This is a genomic window from Furfurilactobacillus milii, assembly GCF_009864005.1.
GTDB classification, from domain to species: domain Bacteria; phylum Bacillota; class Bacilli; order Lactobacillales; family Lactobacillaceae; genus Furfurilactobacillus; species Furfurilactobacillus rossiae_B.
In genome coordinates, this window is the sequence record NZ_WEZQ01000011.1 from 54,638 (window position 1) to 79,468 (window position 24,831).

The window sequence follows — 24,831 nt, forward strand, 5'->3', positions numbered from 1 at the left end:
ACACTGAGGTGGAATAATGAACAAAGAAGATCTTTTAGAGCCGTTTGAACGGCGACAGATTAGGATTTTGCAATATCTATACCGTAATAATGGCGAGGCCAAAATTTCAGAAATTGCGACCGCGTTACCTTTTTCAAGCCGCAATTTATTAATGGACGACCTGCAAGCCATCCAAATGGTGCTGAGACCTTCACTAGCTCAATATGATATTTCCTTTAAATGGAACAATGAAAAAGTTCATTTACACATCAACGGTCAAATGAGTTTAAAAACGCTCATTTTCTCGTACTATCGCCAGACACCTAAAATCAGCATTATCGAAAACATCGTCCTTAATCCCAATCTAACCAGCATTCAATTGGCCACCAAGCTCAACTTCAGCGTGGCCACTCTTTACCGTAAGATTGCCGAACTTAATGATCTTTTAGCGCCCTTTCACGTCAAAATCAATCAACTGCAACTCACTGGCCCAGATCTTGCTATTCAACATTTAATGTATGAACTGCTGTGGAATGTCTGCCCAAAAGACCAGTACGTTTACCGTCGTTATTTGCAACGTAACAGTCCTTTAGCGGAGACAATGCATCGTTTATTAATCGACGGATCTAATAAATATCTCGCGGCTGACGGGCCTCGCAAACTGTATACTTGGCTACTAATTATTCGGCTGCGCAACCGACATGCCGACACGACGATGACCTTATCTCCCCTCGCCCGCCAAGTCTATAAGACGATGGCAAGTGCGCCCCACTTTCAACAGTTGTGGCAACGACTACAGGATTCGATGCCCACGTTTATGCAGCGAATCGAAAAAACAGAACTTGAGCAAAGTTTATTGATTTTTTGTGTTGCTCATGAAGTTTTCCCCATTGACGACGCCTTTTGGCAACCTGCTGTGGACATGGTCAATACGGCTGATTCTCTTGCGATCATGGCGCAAACTATCCACCAAGAACATGTTCAGCCAATGCTTAATTTAGACACGCCAACCATTACGCGATACAGTGTCGCTACTCTCTATCGCACATTGGTCAACCTCACCGTCTGTGCTGGTCATATCAACGTTATGCGGCCAGATACAACAACACGTTACTACCAACGCCTTCATAATGAATTGATCATCCGTCAGGCCCACGAGCTTACTCGCGTCATCGTTTCATCCTTGGCAGACAAATTTAAGATTTCTGTCGATCCAGGATATGTGCAACAGCTTATGGTACTACTACGTTTAACGTTGAGACAGCGATTTGCCCCAACCTACAGGATTGCCATCGATCCGGAAATTGGTGAGATGTGGCTCGAACCCTTTATTCAAATTTGCCAAAACTACTTTAATCAAACACTTAGAACGACAGTTGAAGTCTTTGACCCAAATAAGCAATATGATCTTTATTTATCCGATCATTGTCCCGATCAACCTGTTATTCAAGCTGCCCAAACGTATATTTTGACGGATCTAGGATCCGAAGATGATTTGACTAAAATAACTGAATTACTCCAAGCTACCCCAAATAATCGAGGCTTAACTGGGCATCCCCGCGAACTATCGGCAACGAACCCACCATGCCATCGAACACCAAAGAACGTACTTTAATCGACACAGAATGTCATAAATTCATCATTTTTCTAGGTATATCAATTTTTCACGAGTCAGATTTCTCGTAAAAATCGAACTGGCCGTGAAGTTTGAGATATTATCCGCTCATTTCTCTCGTACGCTATTTCCAAGAGTAATTTGGGAGGAAGATAGAATTATGAAACGTTCTCGATTAATAAACTGGCTACTTATTGTGTTCACCGTGATGATCGGCTTCATTTTCAACACTCAGACCGCACAAGCCGCAACATACGGCAACGAATTCATCACTAGCGGAACAATTACAAATGGACCTAATTTTAGCTATGCCAGTAACGTCAACGTGCGCTACGACTGGGCAGTGCCAAACGACGTTCATATCGCTGCTAACGATCAAATGAAAATTCAATTACCAGACGCCCTTCGTGTCTCAAAGGAATCAACTTTTCCGCTGCTTGCTGACGATGGCACGGCGTTAGGAACTGTCGACGTAAAGACTGATGGCACAATGGTGGTTACGTTTAATGAAACTGCAGCAACCCTGAGTAACCTCCATGGCACCATTACCTTCTCGACCAAACTTAATGCGGCAACAATCGGATTAGGTGAACAAAATGTGCCGTTTGAAACTAACAACGGGACATTAACAAGCCCAGTGATTGTCAGTCCATCCACAAATAACTTGTCAAAAAAGGGCAGTTTCACGACTGACCGCAACGGCAACCCGGCAATCAAATGGACCATTCTGGTTAACCGTAATGAACTACTGATGGAAAATGTAAAAGTTTCAGATATCATCACTGATGCTGGTCAACAATTAGTCCCTGACAGCATTACTGTATCTAATGGACATTGGACAGACCCCACCACACAAGCAAGCTATAAGCGTGATGAAACCCTGACTGCTGGAGCAGATTACACAGTATCAGTGACTGGCGACAGTTTTGAAACAACGTTTGCTAAACTTGATTCACAGATGGTTGTCATTGATTATCTAACAACGTTTAAGGATCCAGCCGTTGCCTCTGATGGCAGTTCTGTGTTCAAAAATACGGCCACAATGAGCTGGGGTAAAAACGGCAGTGGTACTAATACTGAAAAGGCCACTGCCAGCGTGAAACAAACTGCTGGTTCAGGAACAGGTAGTGGTTCTGAGAATAATAACTCTGGCGAAGAATCAAACAATAGCTCAGACAGCAACGATTCCAATGAAAGTTCGACGAGCGAATCCAATAGTGCCTTTGAAAGCTCAAATAGCAGTTCATCAGAAAATAGTGACACCAGTGCTGTTGAAAGTAATGGTAATTCAGACAGTCATCACGTAGATACCAATCACGCCAACGAAAGTTCAACGGATAACTCAGTGATTGATTCTAACGATTCAAGCGCTAGTCACCTAACATCCAGCAACCAATCTTCGGCATCCGACAATCGTGACCAAACAATAGTTGCAGGTTCATCAAATTCGTCTTCGAATGCGCCGTTTAACGGTCAATCCATTTCAACCAAAGAATCTGCAACACAGAAGGATTCTCTGGCGGAGGCTTTGCCACACACCGGTCAGCAAATTAGCATTTCACTAATTATTGTCGGTATTATCTCGCTTACCGGTCTCATTATTTACCGGCTACGTCAAAACTGAATTGATGAAAAAAGTCGATAACAGTCACAATTAGCATAGAAATTAAAAGTCTGAGTCATTTTGCTCATCTTTTATTTCAGCAAAATGGTAGCAGGTAGTTTCGGTAAGCAATTTTTCTTCAATCGCAAAAGTTCATGCGGATGAAAAATTGCCGCAAACGTGAGACATAACACTGACTTTTGCTCATCTAACATAAATCCGGCGCTCATGGGAAAAACACCCATAAACGCCGGATTTATGTTACCTAAGAAAGCCAAGGCGTGTTATGTCCCGCTCTCTCATACTAAAGGTCTTAATTAACTTCCACAGAAAGCGCAATGCCCAGTCCGCCGCCAATACATAAACCGGCAACACCTGTATGCTGATTGGCATGCTTCAAGGCATAAATCAGTGTCGTTACGATCCGAACGCCAGTCGCCCCAAGGGGATGGCCGATGGCAATAGAACCGCCATTTGGATTCAATTTGTCCGCTGGAATCTTCAGGTCGCGAGCAACTGCCACGCTTGGCGCTGCAAAGGCTTCATTCAGTTCAAACAAGTCGATATCCGACACCGTCTGATGCTGTTTGGCAAGTAACTCACTGACTGCTTTAACCGGTGAGTAGCCCATTGTTTGTGGGTTAACGCCGACTTCTTGATAACCTTTAATAGTCGCCAATGGTTTCAAACCTAACTCGTCAGCCTTGCTTTTACGCATCAGGATCATGGCAGCAGCACCATCATTCAGTGGCGCCGCATTACCGGCCGTGACGGTACCACCCAGTTCAAAGCTCGGTCTAAGTTTAGCCAACTTCTCGAGACTGGTATCTTCACGAATCGTTTCATCGCGGTCGATAACGGTTTCCCCATGCCGATTTTTAACGGTTAATGGCAGCATTTCATCGGCAAACGCACCATCGTCACTGGCTTTGGCTGCGTGCTGGTGTGAGGCCAATGCAAAAGCATCCTGTTGTTCGCGACTAACGTGGTACTGCTCTGCAACATTCTCAGCAGTCACACCCATCGGCTGATTTGAAAAGGCATCCGTCAGGCCGTCATGCTCCATGCTATCAACCATCGTTGTGTCACCAAACTTAGTCCCCAATCGCATACCATTCGTCAGGTAAGGTGCATTGGTCATGCTTTCCGTGCCAACTACTAAGACTGCATCGGCATCACCCATAACAATGGCTGATTGACCCAATCGAATCGCTTTTAAACCTGATCCACAAACTTCATTAACGGTCATCGCTGGGCTGCTTTCCGGAACGCCAGCGTTGATCCCTATTTGACGACCAACATTTTGCCCCGAGCCAGCCTGTAAGACGTTGCCGACAATCGTTTGATTAATGATACTTGGATCAACGTTTGCCCGCTTAATTGCAGCCTTAGCCGCTAAGGTTCCTAATTCAACTGCACTAAAGCTGGCCAATGCGCCGCCCATTTTTCCTACAGGTGTGCGCACAGCACTGACGATAACAACGTCGTCCATGAGTTTCCCTCTTTCTACTCTGTTTGACTGCTTCTTTTTCACAAGTAAACTCAAGTCTAACCGATGTCGAATATTACGGCAATTATTTAAGAACAATGACAAACGATTGTAACCAAGTTTTATAAACTGTCAGCGTAAATTTATTTCACAACTAATTTCATTAAACGAACCCCTAGCGGTTGAAAAATGTAAGCGTATCAACTACCATAATAGCTGTAATAGTGTTGCTCTTCACAATTGTGGAACATCGTTGACATAACGGGATTGTGCCCATAATGATAATGATTTTCACAATAAAACATAACAAGGAAGGTTTATCATGGCAGATCAAAAAGCACAAATTGGTGTTGTTGGTTTAGCAGTTATGGGTAAGAACTTGGCCCTAAACATTGAAAGTCGCGGTTTCACTGTAGGTGTATACAACCGTTCACGTTCAAAGACCGATGACATGATGAAGGACCACGGCGACAAAAAGTTAGTTCCTAGTTATACGATTGAAGATTTCGTTAAGTCTCTTGAAACACCTCGTCGGATTTTGATGATGGTTAAAGCTGGTGCCCCAACGGACGCCGTTATCCAAGAATTATTGCCATTACTCGACAAGGGTGATGTTTTAATCGACGGTGGGAACACTAACTTCCACGACACTATGGCTCGTAACGCTGAACTGGACAAGTCCGGGATCAACTTTATCGGCATGGGTGTATCCGGTGGTGAATTAGGTGCCCTTCAAGGTCCTTCACTAATGCCTGGTGGTCAAAAGGCCGCTTATGACTTAGTTGCCCCAATCCTTGAACAGATTGCTGCAAAGGCCCCTCAAGATGGCAAGCCATGTGTTGCGTACATCGGCCCTAATGGTGCTGGTCACTACGTTAAGATGGTTCACAACGGTATCGAATATGGTGATGAAGAGCTGATCGACGAAAGCTACAACATCATGCGTAACGTTGCCGGCATTTCTGTTGACGAAATGGCTGACATCTTTAAAGAATGGAACAAGGGTGAATTGGACAGCTACTTAATCGAAATCACCGCTGACATCTTGACTCATAAAGATGACTTAGGCGACGACAAGACAAAGCCTATCCTTGACATGATCTTGGACCGTGGTAACAACAAAGGTACTGGTAAGTGGAGTTCAGAAGATGCTTTGAACATCCAAGTACCACAATCAGTTATTACTGAATCCGTTTACGCTCGTTACATTTCAATGATGAAAGACGAACGTGTTAAAGCTTCTAAAGTATTGCCAGCAGCTAAGAACCAAGGTAAGGCTGAAATCGGTGACAAGAAAGAATTCATCGAAAAGATTCGTCAAGCTTTGTTCTTCAGTAAGTTAATGAGCTACGCACAAGGTTTCGAACAATTGCGTGTTGCTTCTGAAACTTATGACTGGGACTTACAATTTGGTCAACTAGCACAAATCTGGCGCGCAGGTTGTATCATCCGTGCCGGCTTCCTTCAAAACATCACTGATGCCTTTGACAAGGATCCTAAGCTGACGAACTTATTGTTCGACGACTACTTCAAGGACATCGCTGCTAAGTACCAAGAATCAGTTCGTGACGTTGTTGCCATGGCTGTTAAGGCTGGGGTTCCAGTTCCTAGCTTCTCAGCTGCCATCACTTACTACGACAGTTTCCGTGCAGAAGTTTTGCCAGCTAACTTGTTGCAAGCACAACGTGACTACTTCGGTGCTCACACTTACGAACGTACTGACCGTCCTGGTAACTTCCACTACACTTGGTACGAAGAACAATAGACTTCGGATTAAATGTTGTGACTCAAACAATAGATTAAATAAGGCGATCGTAATTTTGGATTTTAATCCAAAGTTACGATCGCTTTTTGATTGATTATGAAATTTGCTATGGATAATGAACTGAAACATTTGGTCGAACATAAGGGTAAGTTATGTGCTTGTGTTTGGCACATACATGTTCAAATGACATTTACCCTACTACTTAGCATTTGCTCAAAAACATGATAAACTATATTTACACTGATAGTTAAATGTAACATATTCGTCAAAACCCCGAAGAGCTGGCACTCTTCGGGGTTCTTTTTTCGAATAATATGTACTTAAACGGACGGGTTAGATTAGTAGTCGATCACCACTTATCATTTCGATTCAACCACTGCATAAATAAGATAAGCAGCACGCCGACAACAAGCGGGCCCACTATAATAGTCAAAAACATTTGTAACATATTCGTCCTCCTCTCACCGTTTTTATGCGATGAGCCGGAATCGACTACAATAGAGATTTTACAAGAATGTTTGCCTTAATTGGATTAGAAATACAGGTGAGTTTTGAGCGGAATGATTTTATTTCTCTCGATAATATACTTAGGTTAACTTTAAGTGCAAGATTGGAAATGGACGTCCCTGATTATCCTCAGCATCACGGCTCGCAATGTGAAACCCATTATGCTGATAAAAAGATAATGCATCAGGATTTTGTTCGTTAACATCTACTGTTTGAATGTGTTCCTTATTGATCAGGCGTTCCAAAATTTGCCTTCCGTAGCCCTGATGCAGACAACGAACATCCAGGAACAGCATTTCAAGTTTATAATTCTTCGTGCCAGAAAAACCAATTAGTTCTTCACCATCAAACCATGTCAACAAATTAACTGCATCAAAGTACACTGGCAACATTCGTTGAATCTGGTCAATCTCTGTCGCCTTCAAAAATTTGTGCGTTGTTACAACCGTTTCACGCCATAGTATGGTTAGTGCGTCATAATCTTCTGACCTGGCATGACGGGAAATAATAGACATTTTGTTTCTCCATTCAATTCTATTTAACGCTACCAAAATAACCGTTTGGAAATTACTGTGCAACTTGTAATTTTCAAACGGTTATTTTCTTTATCTTTCAAGTCCACTTTAGAAACGTTTGCTACGCCCCAACACTGTCTTAATGGCATTTAAGAGCTTGTAACGCCATGGAATCAACACTTTGGAGAATTCACCGATCATTTCGTCAGTGTAGCCATTAAAGCCTTGTTTGAATTCAAACACACCGTCACTACCATCGAATAGTCCGGCAACACCCAAAAAGTTGTACGTCGGAATCTTTTGGTCAACAGCGGCCTTCATCATAGCATCTTGCAACATGAATGGCCCTTTAAAAGTCTTGAATTCTTCGTTCGTGTAACTAAATACATAATCGATTTCTTGCGGTTGAATCACAAACATCGCACCGGCAACATTGAACTTGGCAGGATACCGTTTTTGAAGGTCCTTTGCGACATCGATTTTCTTTTGATGGTTAGCCTTTTGGCGTTCAAGATCATCGATCTTGTTCTGTTCATAGCCCTTGTTTTTCGCCTTAAGTGCCGCGATTTTATCATCAGTTGACTTAATCTTTTGTTGATAAGAATCAATGTATTCATTCGAGTCGATTTCAGCCACGACAAAGCGAATTTTATCGCCAAACTCACGGTAAACGTTTTGGTAGTAATCAAGTGACTTGTCCGGGAAGTGCAATCGCTCTGCAGTCATTGCCGTATCCTTCTTGAATTCTGGTAATTCATCGAAGGAGATGTCTCTTAATTTAACACCAAATTCTTTGGCCTTTTTGATGTTATAACGTGTTTTCTTATCGAAACTCTTTTCCAGCGTTTGTTCCGTCATGTCACGGACATCTTTTTTATACTCGTAATGAGTAACATGAGTTGCTTCGTCGTAACCGGCTGCATGATAGTCTTGATAATCGTAGCCAAGTTCTTTAAACAATGCTGGCAAAGTTTCAAAGTGACTCGCAGTGAGCTCGCCCGCATCGTTATATGTTTTAACCGGCAAGTTGGGGATCAGGCGCAAGAACATCCCGTTTTGATTACGAACGTATTCTTCAACTGCTTCAACGAACGCAGACAAGTTAGCTTTTGTTTCAGAACCTGGCATAAACAATGGTCCACCATAGATATCAAACCGATAACCAAAGTGAATCTTCATGCCGACCAACAATCCGGCCACAATGATCTTATCGTCTTCGACAAGACCCATATAAGTCGCTTTATGGCCTTCTTTTAACATCAGGTTGCCCTGTTCTACAGATTGATAAAACGAACCGTAAGGACACTTTTCTTCAAACGCACTAAATTCTTCAGCTGATAATTCCCGAACTTTTTGCACCATTTTCACACCATTCCATTTTTTTGATACTAAAAAGGCATCGACCACCGATGCCTGTGAAGGAGAGTAAAGGATTTGAACCTCTGCGTCATTGCTGACCTCACAACCGAAATTGTGTCCCTTCAACCAGACTTGGGTAACTCTCCATTTTTAAAACTGTTAAATTATGCAACTATGTGAGTCCACGTCAACAGCACAGGCTTGTCATCAACAGGAACTCACAAAGGAGAGTAAAGGATTTGAACCTCTGCGTCATTACTGACCTCACAACCGAAATCGTGTCCCTTCAACCAGACTTGGGTAACTCTCCATAAGGGCTTAAAAATACCGCCATAAAAAAATATAACCCTGTTCCAAAGAAGATTCAAGGTAATTTCACAAACGCTAGACATCCGTTGACTAGTGAAAATGGAAACATCTTCATCTCTTTAGGTACACTGTGATATTACCGCACAATATTTTCAGATGGTTAATATCAGTAGTGTCTTTACTAAACTTCAAAGTTTATTTATTAATTTATTAATGTTGAGTACTCATCCATACTAACATTGACGATAAAAACGACCACGACCTATAATACCAATTAACATTGACACTTTGAACATACTGAAAGATAACCAATAGGACCCAAACTATGATTAATAATCTCGCATCGCAAAAACTAACAAAAACAACCCATGCACTTGGCACTCGTATTGTGCTAACGGTCATGGGTGAAACAGATGAAAAGGTACTGGATGACAGCATTGCGCTCATTCAACTGTACGAACAACAGTTAACCGTTAACGCACCCGTTTCCGAAGTTATGGCAGTCAACAACGCGTCCGGCAAACATGCTGTACAAGTATCCCCAAGCACGTTTGCACTCATCAAAACTGCCGTTGAGCAGAGTCACCAACATTTTGGGTTCAATGCTCTAATTGGACCACTCGTTAAACTTTGGAAAATTGGCTTTGCTGGAGCAAACGTTCCCAATGAATCCGATATTTCCAAACGGCTAGCACTGTCTAATGCAGCAAACGTCATTCTAAATGACGCTGATCAGAGTGTTTACCTCACCGAACCAGGAATGGAACTGGATCTGGGTGGGATTGCCAAGGGCTACATTGCTGACCGAATTCGCGATTTATGGCGTGCCAATGGCGTGCAAGCAGGCATCATTAATCTAGGCGGAAACATTGAATTTGTCGGTACTTCGCCTAAACGCGATAATGGTCAATGGTTAGTTGGTGTTCAGGCGCCAACAAAAGCTCGTGGTGAGGATCTTCTGACTGTGTTGATGCCAGCTGGTTCCGCCGTCACGTCAGGCACCTACGAACGCGTCTTAGTTAAGAACGGTCATCGTTACCACCACTTGTTGAGTCCTGAAACCGGTCATCCCCTGCAAACACACGTCAGCGGTGTTACTATTTTTGCCCGTGACTCAATCACATGTGAAATAGAAACAAAGCGGCTTTTCTTTGCAGGTAAACCAATTCCAGGTTGGGGAGAAGACCGCGACGATATTTACGGGGCTGCTTTCGTTTACGATGATGACACTGTTGATCTAGTGATCGTTCATCATCGTTTAAAATTAATTGAGTAGAAAAAATGAGGCCGCAAGCATTTTTAAACGAATAACTTTTTTAGTCGGTCACACCTCATCATATATTTTCATATAACTCAAAGCCCCCTGTTTTTCAAAATATGAAAAACGGGGGGCTTTCGTGCGATTATTCATTGTTTAAACTGGACACTTTGAACTCTTCCGACTGTGCGCCAACTGCAGTCAATAACTCACCTAAAAAGTATGTTCCCTCTTGATAATCACTTTGACGTATATTTTCATTCGGGGAATGCGGTTTGCTAGCCGCATAGTGAACACCAACCATAACAATTGGTAATGACTTTCCAAGCTCATTGGCAAACTCACCAGCTGGTCCACTGCCTGGCATGTTCGGTACTAACCGTACATTTTCATCACCGTATACCTGTTTAGCAATTTTAACGTTCAGCTTAACAAAGGGATCATCAAGGTTCGTCCGAAATGGCAACTCGGCATGCGTTGGTTTCATCTCAACATCGCTAAACCCATTTCGATTCAATTGTTTGCGAATTAAATTCATAAGCTCGGCCGGCTCCTGACCAGGAACCAATCGACAGTCTAGTTTTGCAGAAGCGGAACGCGGAATGATTGTTTTTACTCCTGCACCTGCATATCCACCCATGATGCCATTTACAGTCAATGTCGTACCGTTTACCAATTCGGTCTTCGGGTCTGGATAGACGAAATTTCCTTTCAATCCAAAAGTATTCTTAACAGCTTCACCATCGAAGTCCATTTGTTCAACAGCAGCTGTCTCTGTTGAACTGAGCGGTTTTATATTATCGTAAAATCCTGATACTTTAACACGCCCATCTTTTCCTCGTAATGATGTAACGGCCTCCATAAGACGCCAAACTGCGTTATCGGCATAACTCGCCAATGATGAGTGAATATCTACATCCGCAGTCTGAACACTTAATTCAAACGTTGCAATGCCCTTCAGACCACAGGTGACTTCAAAATGATCAACGGCGTTCTTACCGCCACCTTCCCACAAACAAACATCTGCTTTTAGTTCTGCCGCGTGAGCTTTTAAATAGTCCCCAACATGTGGACTGCCTACTTCTTCTTCGCCTTCTACGAAAAATTTTAGATTCACAGGCAGTCCACCATGCTCATTGAAATATTTAATGAGCGTCAGGCGTGACATTAGTTCCCCTTTGTCATCACAAACACCACGTGCAAACATTTTTCCATCTCGTTGCGTCAGTTTAAATGGATCAGAATGCCATTCGTCTAGTGGCTCTGGTGGCTGAACATCATAGTGATTATAGAATAAAACTGTCGTTTGTTTAGCACCCTTAAACGCAGCAAAAACGACTGGATTTCCTCCTTGATCATGCCATTTTTCAACCGTTGAGGCTCCCAATGATTTAAATTCATTAACTAACCAATCAGAGGTTTCATTAATGCCAGTTCCCTGTGCGGAAATACTTGGAATAGTTATATATTCTTCAACATCAGATAAGTTTGCGATTGCATAATCTTCTACTTCTCTTTTGTTCATTTTAATTAAACCTGCTTTCACACTAACTAACTGATTATTTGCTAAGTTCAGACACTAATAGACACGTTGCCCATGCTGGTAAACTTGTTTATCGGGTTGTTGAACGGCATTCACATCTACCAGAGGATCACCATTCAAGACCAAAAAGTCAGCATATTTTCCCTTCTCCAAGGTGCCATATTCATCATCAATCTTCATCAATTTCGCTGACGTAACTGATGACTTAATGGCAGTGGCAGGTGATACTCCCTTATCGACCATTAGAGATAGTTCTTTCGGTGTCATAGTAAAATCATTGAACGGCGTCCCCGCATCAGTTCCTAGAGTAACCGGTACGCCTCGTTTCCACGCATGCATAATATTAGTGTACAAGTCGTCCAGCGCATCAGCTGCTTTCTTGATTTCCCACTCTGGCAATTTTCCCTTGGCATATTCTGGAATTGCCCAGTCAGCAACAATAGTCGGTGTTAAATAAGTCCCCTTCTCCAACATCAAATCGATTTCTTCATCGTTAACATAAAAACCGTGCTCGATCGAGTCAACACCTGCTTTGATAGCATTCATAATGCCTGGATTACCTTCTGCGTGTGCGGCAACGATGTCTCCCTTATGATGCGCTTCATCAACGGCAACTTTGATTTCTTCAACGCTAAGTTGAGGATCATCCATAAAGTCACCAGGAGTCATAACGCCACCCGTTGCCATAACTTTAACAGCCTTCGTTCCGATTTTTAATCCTTGACGAACTGCTTTGCGCATTTCATCCGGAGAGTCGACCAGATGCCCGAAATTCGGAAAATCACCATGTCCGCCTGTCATTGAATATGGCCGGCCAGATGGCAATATACGTGGCACCTTAGTCAGTTTCCCTGCACTACGCAATTTTTCCAAATAAATGTCAATGTCAAACGAAGACCCGCACTCGCGAATATATGTAACACCTGATTTCAACAGATCGTGTAAATTATCAACAGCACGAACCGTCGCTTCGACAACATTGGCGCCAGTTCCACCATCACCTGTGTTGGGATCCATCGTTATGTGAGTATGACAATTGATTAATCCCGGCATAACATACTGTCCAGACAAATCAACTTCTTGTTCAACTACTGGATGTGTATTACTACCAGTTTCTTCAATTTTTCCCGTTGTATCATCAACAACGAACCACGCATCATTTACTTCCTGTTCATGGTTCCCGTCAAATAAATGACCATGTGTAAATACTGTTTTTGACATATAAAAGTCACCTCAAATAAATTAAATTATGATTAAAATATACCAACTAGCAAAAAAGGTCAAATCAGTTGAATAGAGTTTATTATTAAAATAATGCCGTTTAGTAAGGGTTCTTAAATTAATTTTGACTTAAAAATAAATTAATAGTATTCTCATTGTTAATTTATTTTTTGAGGTGACGTGTATGAATTTTATTATTGCTTTTAGTATTGTCATGGCCTTTATGCTAATCGGCGAGTGGGTATCAACTGTTTCGCATGCTTACATTCCGTCCGTTTTCGTTAGTGCAATTTTATTTGTCATTGGTTTTTGGACAGTGTTGCCCAAAACAGTCGTTGCAAGTGCTTCATTTGGTCCTCAATTTATCTCCATCGCTATCCCTTTGCTTCTAGTTCACCTTGGTACACTAATGAGCTTAAAGGAATTATTGCAGCAATGGAAAGCAGTTTGTATCGCACTGCTTGGCGTCATTGGAACACTGATTCTGACATTAACAATCGGCACATGGCTTTTCAACTGGCATACAGTAGTAGCAGCAATCCCGCCTTTAACAGGCGGTTTAGTTTCAGCATTGTTAATGAGTAACGGCCTGAAATCACAGGGCATCACAGCATTAGTAGCACTACCTGTATCCATGTTTGTTCTCCATTCAGTAGTCGGCTACCCATTAACCGCAGCCATGTTAAAACATGAAGGAAAACGCCTCAGCATTGTTTTTAACAAAAATCGTGCCACTTTAGCTCCAAAATACGAGCAATCCGATGAAAGTAAAGAGAAAAAAGACTCGTTAATCAAGTTGCCCAATGCATACGTCACCTCAGCATATTTGCTAGTAAAGGTTGCCATCGTCGCACTCATCAGTATGGGATTTGCAATGTTGATTCATAACGTTATTAACGCAAATGTCGTCTGCTTAATATTTGGTGTCATCGCCCATCAACTTGGCTTTCTTGAGAATAATATTTTGGGCAAGGCCGGCGTTTTTAGTTGGCTCATGTACGGTCTGCTAGCCTACGTTTTTGGTCAATTAAGCTCAACCACACCAAGCCTAATGGGAACTATAATCGTTCAAATTATCACGCTAATTGCTCTTGGTCTGTTAGGCATGTTTCTTGCTGCACGACTTCTAGCAAAACCATTTGGTATGACATGGCAAATGGCCTATGCCTGTTCGCTAACTTCTCTTTTCGGTTTCCCGGCTGACTACATCCTGACATCAGAGATATCTCGGAGCGTTGCCTCAGGAGACAAACCGCTCGAAGGCTATCTACGAGATCAAATGATGCCTAAAATGTTAGTAGGTGGTTTTGCAACCGTATCCGTTGCAAGTGTTATCATTGCCTCAATTTTTCTTAAGCTTTTATAGAAAGACAATCTGTACACGCTATTCAAATCTTCTATAAAACTCAAATAGCGGCGACATTCACATGATTACTTCACGTGAATGTCGCCGCTATTTGAGTTCTATTTAATTTGCCGCTTCAGCATCCGCCGCCAGCACTTTAGTTAGTGTTGCTTTCAGTGTGTGCCTCATCTCGTCAAGTTCTTCAGGCGATGGCCGGTTGTCGTCACTGAACATAACGTTACGATCTAACCACCAAACTGGCCCCGGTGTTGTCGTATCGCCTTCTCGACGAGGGAATAGGTGCCAATGCACGTGGGTATCGCCATTCCCTAATAACTCATAGTTCATTTTTTCGGCATGGAACGCGTCGTAAACAGCCTCCGCTACCAAACTCATTTCGTGCAAAAATTGCTCTTTAAAATCGCGTGGCAAAAAATGCAATTCTGTCTCATGTTGTTTGCATAGAAACAAGGTGTATCCCTTAAAGTGCTGATTGTCGCCAATTACCACATACCCTGTTGATAATTCAGCAACAAAATAGGGATTAGTCCCATCCTTAATCATTTGAATTCGTCTGCAAATTTCACAGTTATCGTGCATCATTTCATCCACCCTCTATATAATGTCGATTCTCTCCCCATGAGACTCGCAGTTATGCCATCAATTACTTTCTCAATCAGTAAATTATCACATTTTCAAATACTAGGCGAGCTCAAACGAATTTCTTATTCAATTATTAAAATTAAATGAATTAAACCAGAATTGGACAATGCCCGATCATTAATGTAGTATTCAATACTATATTAATGAAATCGATATCGTTTTAAATACGACTAAGAAGGTAAAGTCTTGATGACAGAAGAAAAAATTGCTTTGCTCGTAGATTCGGCCTCAGATGTGCCTGAACATATTTTTACACAGTATCAAAACATCGTCGCTGTACCAATGCAGTTAATGATCGATGGCAAAACTTACGCCGACCGTGAAACCATTGAACCAGATGACTTTTATCGGTTACAATCCACTGCTAAAGAGCTTCCTAAAACTGCCAGCCCTGTGATGGGCGATGTCATTAATCGCCTCGCAACACTAAAAAGCCGCGGCTTTACTCATGTCATCGGAATCACTATATCTGGTGCACTTTCGGTAACCAACAGCCTGTTCAAACAAGTCGCAGAGTCACAAGACGACGTGAAAATGGTAGTTATCGATACTAAAAACATTGGTGTTGGTAGTGGCCTGTTTGCCAGCTACGCAGAATCGCTCATTGACCAGCAATTGCCATTTACCACAATCATCGATAAGCTCAATGCCTCCGTTCCTAAAAGCTCTGTCTACATTTATATTCCAACATTAAAATACCTAAGAGCTGGTGGACGAATCGGCCGTGTTGCCGGATTCTTTGGTGCGGCACTTAACATTAAACCAATTATTACTTGTGATTCAGATGGCGTTTATACAGCTATCGCTAAAGCGCGCACAGAAAAGAAAGCTGTCCAAAAAATGGTCGAACTTGCTTTCCAAAAAATCTCTGCTAACAAAAACGCACGGGTAGCTGTAGCTCAAGGTCTCAATGAACCGCTATTAAAACAGGTAACAGGGGATTTACAAAACCGCTTTCCATCACTTAATATTGAGACAGGAAACATTTCCCCTGCCCTTGGCGTTCATACTGGTCCCGGACTTGTTGGTATCGCGGTACAGGTGGGTTAATGTCAGAAAGGACGCCCCATTAATATGTCAAAGCCATTGAATCAATCATTCGAAAATAATAACTTGATGATTCTGCCACATTGGTCAGACCTGCCTGGATTCGACCTTCATCTCGACCAGCTGATTGAACTTACAAATGGGTATTTACGCCCTATTACCGGCGATATAGTAACTAAAACAATGATGCATAATTACTTTAAGGCCGACGTTCTAGTCGCACCCGACAAAAAAAGCTATCATAAGATTCATTTAGCAGGCGCTATCATTGTTGGTCTCTTAAAAAACATTTTTTCACTTGAAGAGCTTAGAGTTGCCCTTCAATACATCATCGACAATGAATCGCCGCAAAAAAGTTACGATCATTTCATAACACTGTTTAATCGAGAAGCTGCTAACGACTCCTTCAAACATTTTCGTTTGGCCGAACAGCAACAGCAAGAAATGTCTGCGGCAGAGGTTATTCGTTATGACGCACTGGAAGCCTTTCTATTTTGGCTCTCCGCTAAAAAGGCTCTGCATCGTGTAATTGATGCTAATCAACAATAAAAAACTGATTTTCTTCTGTGCTTACGCCAGTTAACGTGTAAGTCATCAAGAAAATCAGTTTTTTATTTATATTTCAATCGGTCGACTGGCATCTAACGCGTAAAGAATTTTGTGCGTTACAGGTAATCCAGTCATGTTTGTCAGCGCGGCGGCGTAAAGGTTCAATTGACCTCGGTAACGCTCGACCAACTTTTGAAGTCCCTCATCTTGATGTGCAGGGTCAATATAATCAGTCTTGTAATCGAATAACGTGACCTCGTCATCCTTGATATAATAACCGTCGATAATTCCGTGAATGAGCACTTGCTCAGCCTTCGTCTCATCTTCTGGCCGATGAATTCCCTGATATAACTGATAAGCAGGTATTAGTAATGAAAACGCCGCCTCACGATGAACGTCATGTGCATGTTCAATCACTTGCTTGCCTAAATCACTGTGAAAGAAGCTTTCAATCTGAGACAAGTTGATTTTCAAAGCCACCGCATCAGTCAATACATGATCTTTAACCAGTTGATTAACAAGATTCTGCAAGTCTTCGGGACTAGGTTGACCAGCGCTTAAGTCTACTTCCTGCAGAACTAGATGGGTCGCTGTTCCAATCTCAGTAGGTTTCGGCGCCGTGACCGTTTGCATAAACTGTGGTGTTCTTAATTCGTTGTTAGTAACCCGTGACCGAGCCTTGGCCTGATCGTCTAATTCCAGCGTACCAAACTGATTCTGATCGGGTTCTTCAAATAATCGCTTCAATTCTGAGACAGATTGATAAGCAGTCGTTTTCGTTGCGGCTTCGTTTGCATAGCTAAAAGACAATACCTGCTCTAACGCATCAACGTTAAGATCACCAAACTTGGTTTGTTTGGCCGTTTCACGTAATTCATCCAAGTAGGTTTGTTGTTCGTCATCCGCTGCTTGTAAAATACCGGCAGCCTCTAAATCAGCTTTCGTTTTTAAGACCAATTCGAAGCTATCCGCCCGCGTTTCGTTCACAGCCTCGGACGACAACGGAATCACAAAGTCATCCACTCCTAATTGCTTGGCCACTGACGGCAATCGTAAAAGAGCCATCCCAATCCAATCCATGAAGTTCTTAGTTTCCGATCTTAATGTCGTATTTAACGTTAAGGACGCATTGTTAGCTGCTTTTTGCCAATGCTTTAATAAATCATCCTGATCCTTATACGTGCCAACTACAAACAGACGTTGTTGTGCCCGTGTAAGAGCAACGTAAAGCACCCGCATTTCTTCAGATAAGGTCTTTTTGAGTGACTCGCTGGCAACCAATTTTTTTTGCAGTGTATCAATCTTCAAATGACGACTTTGATCGTACCACGTGATTCCAATACCAAGATGGTCGTCCAACACCACAGCGCTCCGCTGATCCGATAGATTGAAACCATGGGAAGCATCCATGACAAATACTACTGGAAATTCCAGGCCTTTGCTACCGTGGATCGTCATTACTGAAACAGCATTGTCATTGCTTGCCGTATTAACCTCAGCCAAATCCTTATCGCGTTTTTGCATTTCCGTAATGAAGTGAACAAACTGAAAAACGCCTTTAAAGCTGCTGTTTTCATAATCAGCGGCCCGTGCGTATAGCGCATGTAAGTTACTGGCCCGTTGTTGTCCACCTGGCATTCCCGCAACATAATCGAGAAAGCCAGTATCTTGATAGATGGTCCAGATTAACGTTACCAACTGATTTTGACGAGCGATATCTCTAAAGTGATCTAACTGCTTTAAAAAGCGTTGCAAACGTTCATGGACACGCTGACCAAAGTCACCTATCTTATCAGGTTCTGATTGAACACGTTGTTCAAAATCCAGCAGGGCTTGGTAGTAATCACTTGTTTTGTTTTGAATGCGTAGGTAGGCCAATTCATTTTCATTTAAACCGACAATCGGAGAACGCAAAACAGCTGCTAATGGAATATCTTGGTATGGATTATCAATAATTCGTAAAAGAGCCATCATAATTTGAATTTCGGTTGTTTGGAAGTAATTCGCAGTATCGCGGACTTCTAGGGGAACCCCAAGCTTAGCAAATTGCTCTTGAAGTAACAGATTGTTGTTACGAGTTGGAACCAGTAATGCGACATCCCCATACGTCATGTCTCGATTGGTACCTTGCTGGCGATCAAAAATTTGTGTCTTTTCGGTCACCATATCACGGATTTTGGCTGCCACCATCACAATTTGACCTTCTGCACGATCATTAATGGCCAAAGCGTCAGTGACGTCCTCTTCGTCATCATCACTGTCCGCAGACTCATCGTCAGTGCCGCTCTCGTAAATCATAACCTGTGTTTTTGGAACATCCTCCTCAGGATAATCCTTTGGTCCATATTGCAATTCAGCATCCCCGGCATAATTCATTTCGCCAAGAGATTCGTCCATTAACTGTGAAAAAATCAAATTTGTAAAGGCATCAACATTCTTCATCGAACGAAAATTATCGGCCAGTATAATCCGCTCACCATCGCTATTTGGCTTTTCGACCAATTGATCATGAGTATCAAACGTATTATATTTTTTCAAAAATAACGTTGGATCAGCCAAGCGAAAGCGATAAATTGATTGCTTCATATCGCCCACCATGAACATGTTTCCATGGCCTGCCGTCTGGTTGGCTACTGATTGCAAGATCGATTCTTGCAGCTCATTGATATCTTGGTATTCATCAACGAGTACCTCGTGATACTTTTTCGTAATTTCTTGATGGACACTGTCGTCTTGCAAAATTTGATACGCAAAATGTTCTAGGTCACCAAAGTCAACTAAGTGTCGTTGACGTTTGGCAGCTGCAAAGGCTGACATAAACTGCATTACCACGTCAGCAAGTTGCGCAACTAATTCACTCGCATGCTGGTTAACCTCTTTAATGTCAGCTTCGTTTAAAACAAAGTAACGATCAATTAGCTGTTCAAGGCGCTTTTTTAAACCACCTCGTAACGTTTTTAACTGATCATGAACACGTTGATCATCGGCTTCTAATTTTCTTAACCCCGGTGCCCGACCAGTATCAACACTAGCCAATTCATCGCGTAATGAATCCCAGGTTGTCGTCGTTAGTTCATCTTGCAACTTTGTAAACTGATCAGTTAAGGGCGCTAGGACCTTCTGCCACTTGGCAATATAGTCGTCACTTGAAAAACCAGCAACAATGTTATTAGCCGTTTGAATATCTGCCAAACACTGTTGAATTGCACTGGCCACATTCGGCTGGATGTATTGCCGCGCTAAATCGCTTTCCCAAAGACTTCCATCGGATAATTTGTACTGCTTGACTAAACTCTCTAGCCATGCATCAGGCTTAGCTTTTGCAGTGGCGAACGTTGCGAGTCTAAAGACTAGGTCTTGTAAGCCCTCATCATCACGATCGTTAGAAAAATTGCGGGTCAACTCAGCAAACCGACCATTATTATCGTTAGCATATAAGGTTTCACGCAAATCGCCCCAAACATCTTCTTTTAGTAACTGGGCTTCCGTTTCATCGGCCAGCTGACGAAAAACCGGATCAAGTTTAATGACATAATAGTATTTCTGAACCAGTCGCAAACAAAATGCATCCAAAGTACTAATATCTGCGCTGCCAAGCAGATTTAACTGATGCAACAACTGACGGCGACGTTTGTTACTGTCGGCATCTTCGCCGTCATTTTTATTTATTTCACGCCTTAATGTGGTTTGAATACGGTCGCGCATTTCTTTAGCTGCTGCATTAGTAAACGTCACCACCAGTAAATTAGTGATGTCTGTATCATTGCTCTCATCCAACAATTTGGTAATTACACGTTCGACTAATACCCGAGTTTTCCCAGAACCAGCTGAAGCTGAAACTAAAACATTGTGGCCGGCATGATGGATGGCGGCATCCTGAGCCGGTGTGAAATTTAACTTAGTTGTTGCCATCTTTATCAGCCTCCTGTTGCTTTGGATCAATGCGATGAAGCACATCTGCGGGCGTTAATTTATCCAACACGTGATAGCGATTTTCAGGTAGCATTGCGTCAAAGCGCATAACCGCAGTGTATGGTGAATACTGCAACCCTGTCTGTTTGCGGGCATTTTGGAACGGATTGAGCTTATCTGATCCGGCAAAAATCTGATTGCCTGCGTTAACAATGAGTTGTTCCTCGTATGACAATAAATCATTCAGTTGTTCAGCAGTAATGACTGTCTTAGCCGTCGCGGACAACGTTTTATCTTTTTTTAGAGCCAATGGATAAACTTTTGAGTGACCGCCATCTGCAATGTCCTGATCTAAGTTTGTCAAAATGACAGGATCAGCAACCAGCACACCTTGGTACTTGTGGGCTGATAGCAAGGCGTCACTGATTGAGGCCAAGTCATTTAGGTCCAAACGTTTACCCTTACCCAGTTTATTTAGCGAAATGCCTGCACTTTGAATGTGTAGGTATAATGCTCCTGCTAGTGAGTTTAACTGACTAGGGCTCACTGAATCGGCATCTTGGCGAAGAGCATCAAGGTACGTCAGCATCTGCATTGATAGCCCATAGTAAGCTTGCTCAAAATCAAATGTACGTCGGCCAGATTTATAATCCACAACACTCAAGTATTCTTTACTGCCAACATTCATCCCATCAACTCGGTCTATTTTTCCACGCACGTTAATGTGACGATCCCCGTGCAGTTTGAACGACAAGGCTGGCATTCCTGAATCCGCCCCAACATGGCCGAACAATACTTCCGTAGCTAACGTTCGCATCGGCGTAATTTGCTGTTGTTGCCCGATAATCGTCGCCATCCGTTTGATGGTTTCAATTAATTGATTGCGAATATATCCCATTCGGTGAGAACTGTTTAGAATGGCAAACTGCGGTTGATCATTGACCGATGGCATCACTTCACTTACGAGATCGTTGATGGCAGATTCACTCAGCTGGCTTAAATCCAGTTGACGACTGACTACCAACTTCATCAGCTGATCTAGCGCCATATGGAAATACTCCCCAGTGCTAGCGGCAGATAATTCGAATTCATCTCGTTCATTTAAACGTAGCCCAAACTTAAGAAAGTACTCATACTGATTTCTATAGAATGTCTCAAGCTGTGAAATGGAAGTATTTAACTGATCACCATAAAGTCCTTGTACAATATCAGGTCGTAGCGGTTGTGGCGTATTTCGGTAATCTATTCCCGCTAATAATTGATCCGTTAACGTTTTAACGGAGGACAATCGTAACCAGCGGTACACGAACACCCATGGCTTTGGCAAAGGTAACTGGGTCTCTTTGGCCTGATAGCTAACCTTAATCAAATTAGTCAGTGCAAATCGTGGCGAGCCAATAAACGGTTGCAGTGCACTAGCTTGTTGCGTTGCCACATTTGGAGTGGCGGTGTAAGTAACAACAGGCAACTGAAAGTGGTTCACAATGCTCGTGACGTAGCGTGATGGTTGAAGACCGTTCTCGTCAGTCCCCCCTTGCGGATACGATAAGATCAGCTGCTGGCATCCTGTCAGAAATCCCATGTAGTTAATATATGGATCAAATGTCATTCGCGTACCCGCGCTTAACGTTAAAAATTGATTATCCGCGAGTTTAGGGGCTAATCGGTCTCGATCACCATCGGTTAAAATACTACTTTCAGCGACCTGATCTGGCATAACATCATCAGTAGCCCCGATTAAGAAAACAACCTGATAATCATTTAGTTGGACAATTCCCGTTTCTGAAATAGTCACCTGGTCTAAGGTTGCCGGAATTTGAGTATAATTGGTGCCTTCGAATCCATTCAACAGCAACGCAGCAAATTCATCGATATCAAAATCAGCAGCCTCGCCTAAGAGACTGACATACTCGTCCAAAATGCCGGTAAATGTATTCCATGCCTGCTCATTGCGGCTTGCGCGATCTAAGTCTCCGTTATCGGTGGCCGTTACCCGCCAGGAATTCAGGCAATCAATCACCCCATTATCAGCTAAAAACTGATACAAAATCTTGGCTGCCTCGGTGCCATTAGTGGCCTTATCTAATTGCTTGAAAAATGGTGGCAAAACGGCCCCAATGAAATGATGAATAACGTTTATTTGACGTTGAACCTCAACGTCTGCTTCCGTGAGGGTCTCATCATCGACATGTTGTAAACGCCAATACGTCCAATCTTCTTTTTCAACCCAACGAGAGCCTTCAATACCGGTTTTCAATACCCAATTTTCCGTTAGCGACAACGCTTGTCGAAAATCTTTGACTGACATTGGCTGCCCTGATGTACTAGGGATTAACAGCTCCGTTTTTAACAACCGCATCACATCTTGATAACGGTAATAATGGGCGCGTACGTCAAATAAAGCACTGATTAATTCAATCAGTGGGTGTTTGTCCATTGGCTTGTCTGAATCATCGAAATAAGGAATTTCCATCTGATCAAACACTGGACCAACAAAGTTTTCATACGGTGCTAAATGTCGGCTCAACACTAAAAAGTCACGATAATGATACCGTTCAGGCTGTTGGGCAACCATCGTTCGAATTTGGCGGGCAACTTGATTGAGCTCGTCCAGACGTGTTTCAGCAGTGAACACACGCAAATTTGTTTGTGCTGAAAGTTGCTCAACCGGCAGCCGTTTGGCGGGAACACTGGCGACCCAATAATCGTCTAATTTTGCTAATTCAGTGCTTACCCGCAATTTCTTAGCAGTCGTATCTAGCTTAATCTGAACCTGGTTTTCACGAGCTAACTGAACTAGTTTCAAATACGTTAATGACGGCTCATAAAATAGGTCACCCAATTCTGGCGTTTGTTTCGGAGCACGCTGCATAACCAGCGAAACGGTAACCGAAGCAGCCTGTTTCATCATTACGGTGACTAATTGTTGTTCCTGTGCAGAAAAAGTAGCGTATCCGTCTAAATAAATATGGGCATGTTTAAGTTCATTGCCTTGCGCCAAATAGTCAGTTAACTGGTTTACTAGATCAGCATTATCAACGTAATTTCCGCTTAAAGTCTCTGTATATGCCTCGTATACAATTGCCAAATCATGGAGTTTGCCGCCTAGATCTGCCTGTTCGCTAGTTTCCAAAGAACCTGCGATATGTTGCAAATCCGCCGCACTAACCTGACCGACCTTTAACTCGGAAAACTGGCGAACCAACTGATTAATAAAACCGGTTTGGTTAAGTTCACCGGCAAAAACGGTCAATTCAGTCTGGTGTAGCGCAATAATATGATAAATCAGCATACTTAACCCAGCGTTTGATAAACGCGGTAGTTGGTAAGTCGGCGTATTTTTCATGAAGTACCAAGCTAATCGAGTAAACGAAAATACTTGAATTTGCCCATTCGCATAGAGTGACTGGCCCGTCTTATCCGTGGCTTCTTTCAGTGCATTTAAAACACCAACCTCAGCATTGAACTTAATGTGGTTAGGAACCAAAACGAAGTACTGATCTTTTGGATGCTCAGCCATGGAGGCACGCATTTGCTCAATCATTTCCTGGCGATGATCAAATTTGGCCTGACCCAAAATAAAGTTTAACGACACGTTTTCTGCCCCTTTCTTCTGCGGAACTAACTTGTTGTGTCCATTTTACCCGAATCTGATTCTCGGTGAAATAGATGTACAAACATTTGTTCGATTTAAATTTTAATATCGAAAACGGTAAATAATGGTAGCGCTTTCATTAAACGTTTGCTATACTTCTAAGTGAGGAAGGAAGTTGGCCTTTAATGAGTTTAGAACACAGTTTGGACTACGCGTCTGAATGGTTGGTGTTAGACATCATGAAGTCACTTCACCGTGAAATGGTGTTGTTCTGATAAACATCGTCCAGGGAGCGAACATCCCATTACAATTAGATGCTTAGACGAATGGCCAGTGAGTGAATCATGACCACGAAAAAAGCGTTGGCCTTAGAAAGATTCCTTCCTAAGAACCACAGGGTCAGTTGGATGAAGTTGTTCATCAGCTGATAACAGGCAGGCGGCAACCTAGAATCCGCCACCAATATAAGTGACTCCCGCGGGGTCGCACAATTAAACAGCCGGTGTGTGACCGGCAGTAATCCGTGAGCAAAGATCAACTTGGCAACAGCGTCATGA

Annotated in this window: 16 protein-coding genes and 2 tRNA genes; 7 read left to right on the top strand and 11 right to left on the bottom strand. The window is 42.6% G+C overall.

What is annotated here, in order from left to right; translation table 11 throughout:
- The first annotated feature begins 16 nt into the window (after positions 1-16).
- Positions 17-1,594: a helix-turn-helix domain-containing protein gene (locus GB993_RS06800; RefSeq protein WP_161003632.1), complete on the top strand. Its 1,578-nt coding sequence runs from the start codon at positions 17-19 to the stop codon at positions 1,592-1,594.
- A gap of 160 nt (positions 1,595-1,754) precedes the next feature.
- Complete coding sequence (locus tag GB993_RS06805; protein ID WP_161003633.1) at positions 1,755-3,218, top strand: Ig-like domain-containing protein; 1,464 nt, start codon at positions 1,755-1,757, stop codon at positions 3,216-3,218.
- Positions 3,219-3,510: 292 nt separating this feature from the next.
- Here the strand turns inward: GB993_RS06805 and GB993_RS06810 are convergent, their stop codons facing one another.
- Positions 3,511-4,689 carry a thiolase family protein gene (locus GB993_RS06810; protein WP_161003634.1) on the bottom strand — a complete coding sequence of 393 codons (1,179 nt, stop codon included), beginning with the start codon at positions 4,687-4,689 and terminating at the stop codon, positions 3,511-3,513.
- Positions 4,690-5,008: 319 nt separating this feature from the next.
- Between GB993_RS06810 and gndA the strand changes: the two genes are divergently transcribed.
- Positions 5,009-6,451 (top strand): NADP-dependent phosphogluconate dehydrogenase, encoded by a 1,443-nt coding sequence (gndA, locus tag GB993_RS06815; protein WP_017260881.1) that lies wholly within the window; start codon positions 5,009-5,011, stop codon positions 6,449-6,451.
- 349 nt (positions 6,452-6,800) lie between these two features.
- Here the strand turns inward: gndA and GB993_RS06820 are convergent, their stop codons facing one another.
- The 5 genes from GB993_RS06820 to GB993_RS06840 form a co-directional block, all read right to left on the bottom strand.
- Positions 6,801-6,899 carry a type I toxin-antitoxin system Fst family toxin gene (locus tag GB993_RS06820; protein WP_161003635.1) on the bottom strand — a complete coding sequence of 33 codons (99 nt, stop codon included), beginning with the start codon at positions 6,897-6,899 and terminating at the stop codon, positions 6,801-6,803.
- Between the two features lie 139 nt (positions 6,900-7,038).
- Positions 7,039-7,473, bottom strand: a complete 435-nt coding sequence (locus GB993_RS06825) for a GNAT family N-acetyltransferase (RefSeq protein WP_161003636.1) — start codon at positions 7,471-7,473, stop codon at positions 7,039-7,041.
- A gap of 108 nt (positions 7,474-7,581) precedes the next feature.
- Complete coding sequence (locus GB993_RS06830) at positions 7,582-8,835, bottom strand: peptidoglycan bridge formation glycyltransferase FemA/FemB family protein (protein ID WP_162854078.1); 1,254 nt, start codon at positions 8,833-8,835, stop codon at positions 7,582-7,584.
- A 57-nt stretch (positions 8,836-8,892) separates the two neighbouring features.
- Positions 8,893-8,978, bottom strand: a tRNA-OTHER gene (locus GB993_RS06835).
- A 78-nt stretch (positions 8,979-9,056) separates the two neighbouring features.
- A tRNA-OTHER gene (locus GB993_RS06840) sits at positions 9,057-9,142 on the bottom strand.
- 324 nt (positions 9,143-9,466) lie between these two features.
- On the opposite strand from GB993_RS06840, the gene GB993_RS06845 reads away from it, so the two are divergent.
- Positions 9,467-10,417, top strand: a complete 951-nt coding sequence (locus GB993_RS06845) for an FAD:protein FMN transferase (RefSeq protein WP_161003638.1) — start codon at positions 9,467-9,469, stop codon at positions 10,415-10,417.
- A 127-nt stretch (positions 10,418-10,544) separates the two neighbouring features.
- Here GB993_RS06845 and GB993_RS06850 read toward each other — a convergent pair whose 3' ends face one another.
- A complete protein-coding gene (locus GB993_RS06850; RefSeq protein ID WP_161003639.1) occupies positions 10,545-11,924 on the bottom strand; it encodes a M20/M25/M40 family metallo-hydrolase in 1,380 nt (459 codons plus the stop codon).
- A 54-nt stretch (positions 11,925-11,978) separates the two neighbouring features.
- Complete coding sequence (locus tag GB993_RS06855; protein ID WP_161003640.1) at positions 11,979-13,163, bottom strand: metal-dependent hydrolase family protein; 1,185 nt, start codon at positions 13,161-13,163, stop codon at positions 11,979-11,981.
- Positions 13,164-13,347: 184 nt separating this feature from the next.
- On the opposite strand from GB993_RS06855, the gene GB993_RS06860 reads away from it, so the two are divergent.
- Positions 13,348-14,529, top strand: coding sequence for a hypothetical protein (locus tag GB993_RS06860; RefSeq protein WP_161003641.1), 1,182 nt, complete (start codon positions 13,348-13,350; stop codon positions 14,527-14,529).
- A gap of 102 nt (positions 14,530-14,631) precedes the next feature.
- Here the strand turns inward: GB993_RS06860 and GB993_RS06865 are convergent, their stop codons facing one another.
- Positions 14,632-15,072, bottom strand: a complete 441-nt coding sequence (locus tag GB993_RS06865; protein WP_238331620.1) for an HIT family protein — start codon at positions 15,070-15,072, stop codon at positions 14,632-14,634.
- A 288-nt stretch (positions 15,073-15,360) separates the two neighbouring features.
- On the opposite strand from GB993_RS06865, the gene GB993_RS06870 reads away from it, so the two are divergent.
- A complete protein-coding gene (locus GB993_RS06870) occupies positions 15,361-16,221 on the top strand; it encodes a DegV family protein (protein ID WP_161003643.1) in 861 nt (286 codons plus the stop codon).
- A gap of 24 nt (positions 16,222-16,245) precedes the next feature.
- Positions 16,246-16,767, top strand: coding sequence for a DUF1836 domain-containing protein (locus tag GB993_RS06875; protein ID WP_161001911.1), 522 nt, complete (start codon positions 16,246-16,248; stop codon positions 16,765-16,767).
- A gap of 66 nt (positions 16,768-16,833) precedes the next feature.
- On the opposite strand, the gene addA is transcribed toward GB993_RS06875, so the two are convergent.
- Both addA and GB993_RS13185 read right to left on the bottom strand, forming a co-directional pair.
- Positions 16,834-20,679 (bottom strand): helicase-exonuclease AddAB subunit AddA, encoded by a 3,846-nt coding sequence (gene addA / locus GB993_RS06880; protein ID WP_161003644.1) that lies wholly within the window; start codon positions 20,677-20,679, stop codon positions 16,834-16,836.
- Positions 20,666-24,274, bottom strand: a complete 3,609-nt coding sequence (locus GB993_RS13185) for a PD-(D/E)XK nuclease family protein (RefSeq protein ID WP_161003645.1) — start codon at positions 24,272-24,274, stop codon at positions 20,666-20,668. Before GB993_RS13185 ends, addA begins: the two co-directional genes overlap by 14 nt.
- Positions 24,275-24,831 lie beyond the last annotated feature (557 nt).